The sequence below is a fragment of the Amycolatopsis sp. NPDC114484 genome (assembly GCF_055633755.1).
In genome coordinates, this window is sequence record NZ_JBVKDQ010000010.1 from 183,402 (window position 1) to 195,245 (window position 11,844).

An 11,844-nucleotide genomic window follows, 5' to 3' on the forward strand; every position below is an offset into this window, starting at 1 on the left:
ATGGCCAGCATCACCTACGACAAGGCGACCCGGCGCTACTCCGGGACCGAGCGTCCCGCCGTCGACGCGCTGGACCTGGAGATCGCCGACGGCGAGTTCCTGGTGCTGGTCGGACCGTCGGGCTCGGGCAAGTCCACCGCGCTGCGGATGCTCGCGGGCCTGGAGGACATCGACGACGGCGCGGTCTGGATCGGCGACCGCGACGTCACGCAGCTGCCGCCGCGTTCGCGCGACATCGCGATGGTGTTCCAGAACTACGCGCTGTACCCGCACATGACGGTCGCGCAGAACATGGGCTTCGCGCTGAAGATCGCCGGGCGGCCCGCGTCGGAGATCAAGCAGAAGGTGCTCGACGCGGCCAAGCTGCTGGACATCGAGCAGTACCTGGACCGCAAGCCGAAGGCGCTGTCCGGTGGTCAGCGCCAGCGTGTCGCGATGGGTCGCGCGATCGTGCGTGAGCCGCAGGTGTTCCTCATGGACGAGCCGCTGTCGAACCTCGACGCGAAGCTGCGTGTCTCGACCCGTACGCAGATCGCCGCGCTGCAGCGCCGGCTCGGCGTCACCACCGTGTACGTGACCCACGACCAGGTCGAGGCCATGACGATGGGTGACCGCGTCGCGGTGCTGTCGGACGGTCTGCTGCAGCAGTGCGACACCCCGCGCGCGCTGTACGACCGGCCCGCAAACGTTTTCGTCGCGGGCTTCATCGGTTCGCCGGCGATGAACCTGGTCGCCGCGAAGCTCACCGCGGACGGTGCCGAGGTCGGCGGCGTGCAGGTGCCGCTCAAGCCCGAGGTCCGGTCCGCGGCCGACGGCGACACGGTCACCATCGGTTTCCGTCCGGAGTCGCTGGAGGTCACCACCGACGCCGACGGCGCCCTGCCGATCAAGGTCGAGCTGGTCGAAGAGCTGGGCTCGGACGCTTACGTCTACGGCAAGCTCGGCGCGGGCGTCGAGGAGACCGCGGAGGGTTCGTCACGCAACGTGGTCGCGCGCGTCGACCCGCGTACGCCGCCGCGCATGGGCGACACCCTGCACCTGCGGATCCGTCCGGACGAGCTGCACGTGTTCTCCGGCACGTCCGGGCAGCGTCTCTCCTGAGCCGATGACGTGGGAAACTGGCAGTCGTTATGACTGCCAGTTCTCCGCACGCCGAGACCGTGGTCGATCTCGGCGCAGTGCGCCACAACGTTTCCTTGCTGGCCGCCCGGGCACCCGGTGCGGCCGTGATGTGCGTGGTCAAAGGCGACGCGTACGGCCACGGCGCGGTTCCGGTAGGCCGCGCCGCAGTCGAAGCCGGGGCCGCCTGGCTCGGCACCTGCTCGCTGCAGGAAGGCCTCGACCTGCGGGCCGCCGGACTGTCGGTGCGGCTGTTCAGCTGGCTGGACGTGCCGGAGCTGGATTTCACGCCCGGCATCGAGGCGGACATCGACCTCGGCGTCAGCTCCCTCGGTGAGCTGGCCCGGGTCGACGCCGCCGCGGAGCGCGCCGGAAAACGCGCCCGCGTGCACCTCAAAATCGACACCGGGCTGTCGCGCAACGGCTGCCCGCCCGCCGATTGGCCCGCGCTGGTCGAGGCGGCGGCCAAGGCGCGCGGCGTCGAGGTAGTGGCCATCTGGTCGCACCTGGCCTGCGCCGACGAGCTGGGGCACGCGTCGATCGACGCGCAGGCGAAGCTGTTCTCCGAGGCGTACGACGCGGCCCGCGCGGCCGGCCTCGACCCGATCCGGCACCTGGCCAATTCCGCGGCCACGCTCACCCGGCCCGACCTGCACTTCGACCTGGTCCGCCCGGGCATCGCGATGTACGGCCTCAACCCGGTGCCCACCGAGGACGACCTGCGCCCGGCGATGACGTTCCGCTCCAGCGTGGTCCTCACGAAGCCGCTGGCGGCCGGGGAATCCGTCTCCTACGGTCACACCTGGACCGCGCAGGAGGACACCACGCTCGCGCTCGTGCCCGCCGGGTACGCCGACGGGGTGCCGCGCACGCTGTCCGGGCGGATGGACGTCTGGCTGGGCGGGCGGCGGCGGCCGGTCGTCGGGCGGATCTGCATGGACCAGCTCGTGGTGAACGTCGGCAACGAGGACGTGCCTCGGGTCGGTGACGAGGTCGTGCTGTTCGGGCCGGGCTGGGCTGGCGAGCCGACCGCGCGCGAATGGGCGGACAAGCTCGGCACCATCGACTACGAGATCGTCACATCGATGTACCGGCCGCGCGTACACCGTCGGTACGTGGGGGAGCGGGCGTGACTCCTTCGGCACGGCTGTGGGCGATCGTCGGCGGAGTCGGAGCGGTAGTGACAGGTGCCGCAGCGGCAGTTGTGGCGACGCAGCAACGTAAACCGATTGAGGACCCCTTCGCCGACGAGCCGCTGGGCGAGCTGAAACCGGACCGTACGTCCACTGTCGCCGCTGAAGACGGTACGCCGCTGTCGGTCGAGGAGATCGACCCTGAGGACTGCGAAAAGCCGGATCTGACTCTCGTCGGCGTACACGGCTTCGCGCTTTCGCGGCGCTCGTGGCACTTCCAGCGCCGCGACGTCGCTTCGCTGCGTCTGCCGCGCGTACGGCAGGTCTACTACGACCATCGCGGCCACGGTCTGTCCGGAGAAGCGTCCACTGAGACCTCAACGATCGAACAGCTCGCGCACGACCTCGACAGCGTGCTGCGCGCGATGGTGTCCGAAGGACCGATTGTCCTCATGGGACATTCCATGGGCGGCATGGTGATCATGGAGCTGGCCGCGCAACGGCCAGACCTCTTCGAGGATCGCGTATGCGGCGTCGCCTTCATCGCGACGGCGGCGGGCGAAGTCGGCGCACACGGGTTGCCGAGGCCGCTGCTGTCCAAGTACAACCCGCTCACGCGCGGCGTCGGCGAGCTGGCCGGATGGCAACCCGGGTTGGTGGAGTTCGTGCGCGCGGCGGGCGGTCAGCTGACCCGGCAGGCAGTGCGACGTCTCGCGTTCGGCAGCCGCGACGTCTCGCCGCGCCTGGTCGACTTCATGCTGGAAATGCTGGCTGTCACGCCGGTACGCGGGCTGATCAACTTCGTCGACACTCTCGGAAGCCACAATCGCTACGCTGTGCTGGCCGGGCTGAAACACGCGCAAGTGCTGGTCATCGGCGGTGACTCGGACCGTTTCACGCCGTTCGCGCACGCCGAGCGAATCGCGTCCGAGCTGCCAGACGCCGAACTGGCGCGCGTGCGCGGAGCCGGGCACATGGTGCAGCTCGAACAGCCCGAGCTGGTGAACAGCCATCTCATCGACCTGCTGCAGCGCTGTGGTGGCAGCGCCGCGCCGAACCGGCGAAACTGGTGGTGGACAAGGTGATTCTGGAAACCCCCGAGGACACGATGGCCTTCGGGCGGACGCTGGGCGCGGCGCTGCGCGCGGGCGATCTGGTGCTGTTGGACGGTCCGCTCGGGGCCGGGAAGACGACGCTGACCCGCGGGATCGCGGACGGTCTCGGCGTCGGCGGGCGGGTCAGTTCGCCGACGTTCGTGCTGGCGCGAGTGCACGCCGCGGGGGCGGCCGGGGTGCCGCTGATCCACGTGGACGCGTACCGGCTGGGCGGCGATCTGTCCCAGTTGGACGACCTCGATCTGGACACCGACCTGGAGTCGTCCGCGGTCGTGGTCGAGTGGGGCGAGGGCAGCGCGGAGCGGCTGTCGGAGGACCACCTGGTCGTCCGGTTGACCCGCCACGACGACGACACCAGGACCGTCGTGCTGGAACCGCACGGCTCCTGGACCGAACGAGTCACCGAGCTGATCGCCGCCTAACCGGCTGTGAAGGGAACCCTGAAGGACTCTGATTCCCTCAGGGTTCCCCTCACGGACGGCGGCAGCATCGGCCGGTTACTGGCTGGCTTTCGCCGCAGCCTCTTCACTGCTGGAGAATGCCGGAGCCGATCCGGGCAACGGCTTCTTCGCGGTTTCCTTCAGCTTCAGCAGCGTGATCACGCCGACCACCCCGGCGATCATCAGGTAGTACCCAGGCCACTTGAGATCCCCTGTGGCCAGCACCAGCGCGCTCATCACCAGCGACACCGTCCCGGCGAACGCCGACACGAAGATGTTGAACGAAATCGACAACCCGCCGTACCGGACCTCGGTCGGGAACAGCGCGGGCAGCGTGGACGGGCAGGTCGAGGAGAAGCAGATCAGCAGCAGTCCCATCAGGATCAGGCCGAGCAGCACCGAGATCAGCGAACCGCTCTTGAGCAGCAGCACCATCGGAAGGCCGAGCACGATCAGCCCGCCCGCGCCGACCCACAGGATCGGCTTGCGGCCGTACTTGTCGCTGAGCTTGCCGAGGAACGGGATCAGCAGCACGCCCAGCCACAGCACGCCGATCTGCAGCCATTCCGCCGCGGTGGCCGAGATCGCCTGCCCGCCGTTCGCGGACATCGTGCGGTCGTCCTTGAGGTAGGTCGGCATGTAGCTGGTGAGCATGTAGTTGGTGACGTTCCAGGTCACCACGAGCCCGCCGGCCAGCAGCATCGTCGGCCAGTACTTCGAGAAGATCGTGCGGACCACGTGCTGGGCCTCGGCGTCCTCGCGCTTGCCGGACTCGTCGAGCAGCTGCTGGAAGGCGGGCGTCTCCTCGAGCTTCGTCCGCAGGTAGACGCCGACGATGCCGAGCGGCAGCGCCACCATGAACGGGATCCGCCAGCCCCAGGTGTCCATGAAGGCCGGGGTCGAAACCAGCGGCAGCACCGACGAGACGGTCGCGCCCAGCGCGTACCCGATGAAGGTGCCGAACTCCAGGAAGCTGCCGAAGTAGCCGCGGCGGCGGTCCGGGCTGTACTCGGCGATGAACGTCATCGCGCCCGCGTATTCGCCGCCGGTCGAGAAGCCCTGCAGGACCCGCGCGCAGACCAGCAGGATCGGCGCGGCCAGCCCGATCGACGAGTACGACGGGATCAGTCCGATGAGGAACGTGCCGGTCGCCATCAGGATCACGGTCACCGCGAGGACCTTGGTCCGGCCGATCTTGTCGCCGAGCGGACCGAAGAACAGGCCGCCGAGCGGACGCACCAGGAATGCCACCGCGAAGGTCGCGAACGTCGCGAGCTGGGCCAGCGCGGGATTGCCGGGCGGGAAGAACTGCGCCTCGATGGTGGTGGAGAGGTAGCCGTAGACCCCGAAATCGAACCACTCGGTGATGTTGCCGACCGCGGCCGCGCCGACCGCCCGGCGCATTGTCGCGTCGTCCGTGACGGTGGCGCCGCCCGACGGCCCCCTCCCGTCTGCTGCCTCTGTCACATCGCTCCCTTCGCGTTTGCAGGACTCACTGCGCAGAGCCCCCGACGTCACCTACCGCGATCGACCCGAAGCCTAACGTGATACGTCTCACTCCCGCACGGGGGTAGCGGAGGTAACGCGTAGCGGGGACCATGCGTTATAGCAGGTAGATACCTGTAAAACCCCATCAACTCGCACGCGTCGGCCAGCGGATCATCCGGATTCGCCGACGGCATTCGACGCGCGCACCCCGTGAGGAGGAGCCGCAATGACGGCAGTATTCGTGGCCATCGCAAGCTGTGCAACCGCGGGAGTCGCTGTCGCGGCTACCCTCGCGTCCTACGCGCAGCGCAAGTGGCGGGTCCGCGCCGTCGAGGCGTGACCTTTGAGGACTCTAGGGCTCTCGGGTTCTAGGGTTCGACAATTCCGACTGCCAGGCCGAGGCCGACCAGATCCTGCGGACGCAACCGCAGCTGGTCGGCCACGGTCGGCACGTCGGTCATCGGGCGTTTCAGGATCGCCGACGCGGCTTCCGGCGAAGTGACCGAGAAGTAGGCGTCCGGGGCGATCCAGGTCGCGCCCGGAGCGGCGAAAGCCAGCGCGCCACCGGAACCGCCTTCACCGATCACCAGCGTGGTGACCGGCACCGCAGCGGTGGCGATCGCCTCGAACAGTTCCGCGATCGCTGGTCCGATCCCGCCTTCTTCCGCTTCGGCGTCGTTTGCCGCGCCGGGAGTGTCCACAAGCGTCAACACCGGAATCCCTAGCCGGGACGCCAGCCGGACGAGTCGTGCTGCAGTGCGAAAGCCTGCTGGACGCGTCGCGGTGCCGCACTGTGCTGCGTACGCGATCGCGCGGCCTTCTCGCCAGCCGAAGCCGCACTGCACGCCTTCGTCGACGTGACCGGCGCGGTCGCCTTGTACGTTCTCTCGCCAGTCGAAGTACGCGTCGAGGTACTCGGGCGCCCGCGCTCGCGAAGAAGCGCGCGCCGTTCGCACAGCGTCCCAGCCGGTTTCTGGCAGCGCGGTTTCGCGACGGGCGTTAGGCGGGGGCGCGGGCTCTGTCGACGGCGAAGCCAACAGCTGCAGCCATCGCGCGAGTACGGCACCCAGCTCATCCGTCGCAACGAGACGGTCGACCTGACCCCACTCCAGCTTCGCTTCGACGGTGTACGCCTCCGCAGGCGACGTCGCAGGCCGTACGCGGGAGCCAGCGAAGCCCACTTGCGCGTCTGGCAGTCCTAATACGACGTCCGAACCGGCGCCGAGCGTCGCCCAGCCGCCGCCGGTGGACGGGTCGCGCAGAACGGAAATCTGTGGGACACCCGCCGCGCGCGCGTCCGCGGCGGCGCGCGCGATTCGCTGGAGCTGCGAAAGCGCGCGCATGCCGTGCTGCATCCGGCTGCCGCCAGTCGCGACGAGCGACACCACCGGCAGTCCACGCTCTTTCGCATGGGCGAAGGCGGCTTCGACGCGGTCGCCGGTCTGCTGACCGATCGAACCGCCGAGGAACCCGAACTCCCAGGCGATCAGCACCGTGGGCACATCGCCGATCCGGGCTTCCCCGACGACGACCGATTCGGTCTCGCCGGTGCGCGCGGCTGCCGCTGCCCTGGCCTCCGGATATCCCGGCCAGCCGAGCGGATCGTCCGCCGGAGTGTTTGCGAGGGACAGGTCGGTGAACCCGGCGGAGATGGCGGCAAGCAGCTCGCGCGCGGTGGTCCTCATCCCAGCGCTCGCTTCATGACTTTGCCCATGTCGTTGCGTGGCAACGCATCCAGGTACCGCACGACGCGCGGCCGCTTGTGCGGCGCGAGCAGCTTCGCTACGTGGTCGGCGAGTTCCTCGAGCGCCGGGCGCTCGCCGTCCGGCACGACCCAGGCGACGATCCGCTCGCCGAGGTCGTCGTCCGGTTCGCCGGTCACCGCCACCTCGGCGACGTTCGGGTGTTCCAGCAGCGCGTTCTCGATCTCGCCCGCGCCGATCTTGTAGCCGCCGCTCTTGATCAGGTCGGTGGCCTTGCGCCCGACGATCCGGACGTAGCCGTCGGGGTCGCGAGTGGCCATGTCGCCGGTGCGGAACCAGCCGCCGTCGAGCGCGGCGGCCGTCGCGTCCGGCCGGTTGAGGTATTCGGTGAACAGATTCGGCCCGCGGACCTGGATCTCGCCGACCGCGTCCGGCTCGCCGATTTCGGCACCGGCCTCGTCGACCAGCCGCAGGTCGACCCCGGCGAGCGGGACGCCGACCGAGCCCGGCTTGCGCTCGCCGTCGGCGCGGACGCTGGTGTTCATCAGGGTCTCGGTCATGCCGTAGCGCTCCACGACCTGCTGTCCGGTCGCGGCGGTGATCCGCTGGTGGTCGTGCACCGGCAGCGCGGCCGAGCCGGAGACCAGCAGCCGTGCGGTCTTGAGCGCGTTGGCGAGGGCTTCGTCGGTCGCGACCGTCTCGGCGATCCGGTGGTACATCGTCGGGACGCCGAACAGCATCGTCGCGCCGTTCGCGAGTTCCTCGGTGACGCCTTCGAGGGAGAACCGCCCCAGGTGCCGGACCGAGCCGCCGCGGCGCAGCGGGCCGAGGATGCCCAGGATCAGGCCGTGCACGTGGAACAACGGCAGCCCGTGGACGAGCACGTCGTCGGCCGTCCACTGCCAAGCGTCCTCAAGCGCGTCGAGAGTGCTCGAGATCGCCCGGCGAGGCAGCACGACGCCCTTGGGCGGGCCGGTCGTGCCGGAGGTGTAGACGATGAACGCGGGAGCTTCGGCATCCGGCTCGCCGGCCGGCGGTTTCCCCGCGCCCTGCAACGGAATGTCGCGCCGCGGCAGATCGAGCGCGGCGGGCAGTTCGACACCGGGTTCGGCGAGCACCAGCGCGGGTTCGCTGTCGGCGAGGATGTGCCCGAGTTCGCGTTCGCCGATCTTGGGGTTGAGCGGCACCACCGGAACCCCGGCGAGCAGTGCGGCGACCACCGCGACGCTGGTGTGCAGCGTCGGCGTCGCCCACACCGCGACCCGGCGGTCTCGCGGCAGTTCGGCGGCCAGCGCCCCGGCGACCGCGCCGAGTTCGGCGTAGGTGAGTTTCCGGTCGCCGAAGCGCAGCGCTTCCTTGCCGGATCCGGCGGTGATTGCGGGGAACAGCGGATCGGGCACTTTCGCGGACCTCCTGCGTCACCGGCACCTGGAATCGCACCGTACCGCCTTGTGCCGGTCGCCACCTGCGACGCGATTCACAGCTCCCGATTGTCAGGGGTACCCAGGTTCAGGCGAGATTATCGAGCAGCGCGCGCACCCGCTCGACCATCGTTTCGTGGCGGGCCGGGGCGACGTTCACATACCGCTCGCCGCCGTCGGTTTCGGAGAACGAGAACAGGTAGCGCCCGCGCGCGGTGTCGTAATACGTGCAGATGTCGCGGCCGCTGATCCGCCGTCCGCCGAGCCCGTCGCGGACCGCTGCGGTGATCTGCCCGCCGCCCTCCCGGGGCAGCGCGGCGACGTCGAGCAAATGCCGGACGTCCTGCCTCGCTGGCCCGCCGTCGATCGCCAGGTTCAACGCTGATTCCGGCACCGACACCGCCTGACCCTCCGCAGGCCGGACGCGCGGCAACTCCCGGATCAAGTCCTCCGCCAGCGCTTCCGGCCGGGCCGGTCGCAACACGACAGTGCTGGTCGACGGCATGTGACAGGCGAGCACCGCGTCCTTCCCCCGCGCCGCGACGACCAGCCGATACCGCCGATCCCGCCCGCTTTCGACGGTCGCCGACAGCTCACTGGCCCCACGGCACAACACGGTCATGGTCCGGACGAATGTCTCGTCCGGACCGCCACGACCCCACACACCTTGGTCGGCCATAGCGCTTACCGCGGCTTCGCGGTAAGCGTGCGTCTCCTCAGGGTCGCGCCAGAGTGGATCGGGCGAGAGCGCCGCCGGGAGCGAAACCCCAGCCAGCCCCGCCGCGACGGGAAGACAGTCGGCAGGGAGCACCACCTCGCGAGCGAGCACGAGCATCCCGTCAGAGCCCGATCACCGGCGGAACCGCCTTGGGAAGGTCCCCGATGAGCGCCGCGTCCGGGTCCTGCTCGACCAGGTAGTCGGCGGTCTCGTGGACGAGGTCCTCTTCGCCCTCGCCCTTCTGCCCGCGCCCCATCGCGCCCGCGCCCATGCCCGACGCCCCCGCACGCCCGTTGGCTCCGGCCGCTGCTCCACCCCGACCGGCGGCTTCGCCGTTCCCGAAGGGACCGGTACCGGTACCCGCTCCTCGGCCGACGCTGTTCCCATTGCCGGTATTGCCGTTGCCGGTGTTGCCATTGCCGCCCGCGCTGCCGCCTCGTCCGCTCACGTCGCCGCCGGTTCCCGGCAACCCCGGCGTGTACAGGCTGCTGCTGCCACCGCCGTTGGGGTTGGAGTTGCTGCCGTTGTACGACCAGGAGTTGGGGTTGCTGGTGGTGTTGGGGTTGTTGGTGCTCGTCAGGTCCGGCGGAACGTAGCTGGACGTCCGGGTGTCGTCCGGCAGATCGCTGTGCGGCGGGTGGTACTTGCCCGGCGTCTCGTTGTGCAGCGGGGGATAGGACCCCGGATCCCACCGGTGATTCTCCGAAGGAGGCGTCACCCCCGGCGGCCCAGTGCGATCGTTGGTGTGGTCGCGGTGGCTGGTGTTGCCGCCGGTGCTGCCGGTGCTGTTGGTGTTGTCGCCGCCGACGTAGCCGCCCTCGGAGTACGTGCCAGCGGTGCCGCCAGGGCCGCCCGGGGTGTAGTGAGTGGGCAGATGAGCGGTGCCGGTGCCGCCGGGCTGGGTGATGGTGAAGTCACCGCCCGCGGAGGGCATCGCGAGCTGACCGTATTGGGACGAGTCCGCCCAGCGACTCGAATTGTCCGTCGACTGCTGGTGGTAAGCGTCGTAGCTTTCGGTGACCTCGTGGGCTTTCCGGTTCCATTCGTCGATCTCGTCCTGCCGGTTCGAAAGGAACGAGAGAGGGGTTCCGGAAACCCAGTCGCCTGCCGGTTCGTCGCCGATGTCGCCGACTGACTGGACTTTGGCCTGCAGGGTGTTGAAGGACTCGCCCTGGCCTTGGTACAGGTTCTGCGCCTGCTGCAAGTGCTGGCCACTGACTTGGCTGGCCTGGACCAACGGTCCAGCCCCGGTGTACGCCTGACCGGCGGCGTCTCCTTGCCAGTATTCGCTCATCGAGCCCTGCAGCTGCCGCATTTCGTTGGCGATGTCCTGGTGCAATTCCGAAAGCTGGCTGCTCGTGCCGCCGCCTGCGAACATGCCGCCGGAGCCGCTCCCGCTCTTGATCAGATCGACAATTTGCTGAGGGGTGTAAGCCGTTCCCATCACGCACCCGCCTTGACCGTGGCTAAAGCCGCTCCGGCCGCTTTGAGTGCGACCGAACACGGGTCGCCATAGGACGGCGACTGTTTGAAGAGGATGACCGAACTGGTGAATGCCTCGTCGGCGCGCACGCCGACAGCTACTTGGCAGCCGCCGTCCTGGCGGTTGTCGAGGACGTTGGTGAACACGGCCGGGTATCCGTCGATCGAGGGGGCCGGCTCGAAGTAGCCGCCGCTGCTCCGGTTTTGGTAGACGGTCGCGAGCCCGCCCTGTCCGGGGAGGAAGCCGATGGCCAGGGAGCTGTTCTCGCTGTCGTTCCAGGTGCAGACCGGGGCGACGTTGCCTGCGATTTTGCGGTTGCGGACCGCGTTGAACGCTTGCGTCGCCTGGGCCTGGGTGAGAACCGAGCAGGGGTCCTGCTCGTATTTGGCGACGTCGAGGGGGTTTGCCACCTTGGGCACGTCGGACGCGGCGTTGCTGGAGGACGCGGGAGGGTTCGACGACGCCGGAGCAGGCTGGCCGCCGTTCGGCGAGGAGCACGCGGTAAGGGCGAGCAGCAGGACGCCGGCGGCGCTCGCAGCGGTGGCGATCGGTTTCACCGGGTCATCCTTGCTTACGGAGGCTGGCCGTGTTGGCGTGATCTTGGCCTTCGTATTTCGCGATGGCGTTCTTCAACTGATCGGCGTAACCCTGGGCGTACTTGAGTTGTTGCTGGAGGCTGGACAAGTAGGCTGCGGCGTGCCGGTCGGCAGCTTGTTTTTGAAGTCCGCTGGCGTCGTCATTGGCTGGCTTCTGCACAGCTTGGAGCTGAGTGGCCAGCTGGGTCGCGTCGCTGAGCTTCTCCGCGATCCCCTGCCACTTCGGCTGCAGCTTCTTCATCGCATCGATGTCCATGTTGAACCCGCCGCCCGCCGCGGCTGCGTTCACCTTGGCGTCCTCGGCCGCGCGCTGCTGGTAGACGCGCACGCCGTTGGAGTTCATCGCTTCGCCGAACTGCTTGTCCTGGCGGTCGCGCCTGGCCTGCTCTTCCGGGTCGACATACCCAGCGCGCCCGTCCACCGGCTGGCTGCTGCTGGACGACTGTCCATTGCCCACGATGACGCTCCCCCTCGCTCCCGGCGGCACTGTCTGCGACTACCGATGCTCTGACTGAGCTTAATCGGTCGAGGTTCCGCGTGCGGACAAAATCCCCCAAGCCGGGCAGTTGCCGGGAGCCTGCCTTGAAGGGTCGGCACGCCCGCCCAGCGAGGCCACAAGAGACACCTC

Annotated in this window: 11 protein-coding genes; 4 read left to right on the forward strand and 7 right to left on the reverse strand. The window is 69.0% G+C overall.

Features of this window, described 5'->3' with window-relative positions; translation table 11 throughout:
- The 4 genes from ACZ7SW_RS24770 to tsaE are packed head-to-tail and all read left to right on the forward strand — an operon-like array spanning nucleotide 1 to nucleotide 3,789.
- Nucleotides 1–1,101: an ABC transporter ATP-binding protein gene (locus ACZ7SW_RS24770; RefSeq protein WP_470232741.1), complete on the forward strand. Its 1,101-nt coding sequence runs from the start codon at nucleotides 1–3 to the stop codon at nucleotides 1,099–1,101.
- A 29-nt stretch (nucleotides 1,102–1,130) separates the two neighbouring features.
- Nucleotides 1,131–2,252 (forward strand): alanine racemase, encoded by a 1,122-nt coding sequence (alr, locus tag ACZ7SW_RS24775; protein WP_470232742.1) that lies wholly within the window; start codon nucleotides 1,131–1,133, stop codon nucleotides 2,250–2,252.
- Nucleotides 2,249–3,337 carry an alpha/beta fold hydrolase gene (locus ACZ7SW_RS24780; RefSeq protein ID WP_470232743.1) on the forward strand — a complete coding sequence of 363 codons (1,089 nt, stop codon included), beginning with the start codon at nucleotides 2,249–2,251 and terminating at the stop codon, nucleotides 3,335–3,337. The genes alr and ACZ7SW_RS24780 overlap by 4 nt, the downstream gene beginning before the upstream one ends.
- Nucleotides 3,334–3,789 (forward strand): tRNA (adenosine(37)-N6)-threonylcarbamoyltransferase complex ATPase subunit type 1 TsaE, encoded by a 456-nt coding sequence (gene tsaE, locus ACZ7SW_RS24785; protein ID WP_470232744.1) that lies wholly within the window; start codon nucleotides 3,334–3,336, stop codon nucleotides 3,787–3,789. Before ACZ7SW_RS24780 ends, tsaE begins: the two co-directional genes overlap by 4 nt.
- 75 nt (nucleotides 3,790–3,864) lie before the next feature.
- Here the strand turns inward: tsaE and ACZ7SW_RS24790 are convergent, their stop codons facing one another.
- The 7 genes from ACZ7SW_RS24790 to ACZ7SW_RS24820 form a co-directional block, all read right to left on the reverse strand.
- The gene (locus tag ACZ7SW_RS24790; protein ID WP_470232745.1) at nucleotides 3,865–5,274 is read right to left on the reverse strand and encodes an MFS transporter; all 1,410 of its coding nucleotides are present in this window, start codon (nucleotides 5,272–5,274) and stop codon (nucleotides 3,865–3,867) included.
- Between the two features lie 389 nt (nucleotides 5,275–5,663).
- Nucleotides 5,664–6,980, reverse strand: a complete 1,317-nt coding sequence (locus tag ACZ7SW_RS24795) for a carboxyl transferase domain-containing protein (protein WP_470232746.1) — start codon at nucleotides 6,978–6,980, stop codon at nucleotides 5,664–5,666.
- Nucleotides 6,977–8,398 (reverse strand): acyl-CoA synthetase, encoded by a 1,422-nt coding sequence (locus tag ACZ7SW_RS24800; protein ID WP_470232747.1) that lies wholly within the window; start codon nucleotides 8,396–8,398, stop codon nucleotides 6,977–6,979. Before ACZ7SW_RS24800 ends, ACZ7SW_RS24795 begins: the two co-directional genes overlap by 4 nt.
- A gap of 109 nt (nucleotides 8,399–8,507) precedes the next feature.
- Complete coding sequence (locus ACZ7SW_RS24805) at nucleotides 8,508–9,254, reverse strand: ESX secretion-associated protein EspG (RefSeq protein WP_470232748.1); 747 nt, start codon at nucleotides 9,252–9,254, stop codon at nucleotides 8,508–8,510.
- Between the two features lie 4 nt (nucleotides 9,255–9,258).
- On the reverse strand, nucleotides 9,259–10,581 hold the full coding sequence (locus ACZ7SW_RS24810) for a WXG100 family type VII secretion target (protein WP_470232749.1): 1,323 nt from the start codon (nucleotides 10,579–10,581) through the stop codon (nucleotides 9,259–9,261).
- Entirely contained in the window at nucleotides 10,581–11,177 is a 597-nt protein-coding gene (locus ACZ7SW_RS24815) for a DUF3558 domain-containing protein (protein WP_470232750.1), read from the reverse strand. Before ACZ7SW_RS24815 ends, ACZ7SW_RS24810 begins: the two co-directional genes overlap by 1 nt.
- Before the next feature lie 4 nt (nucleotides 11,178–11,181).
- The gene (locus ACZ7SW_RS24820; protein ID WP_470232751.1) at nucleotides 11,182–11,673 is read right to left on the reverse strand and encodes a hypothetical protein; all 492 of its coding nucleotides are present in this window, start codon (nucleotides 11,671–11,673) and stop codon (nucleotides 11,182–11,184) included.
- Nucleotides 11,674–11,844: the final 171 nt, after the last annotated feature.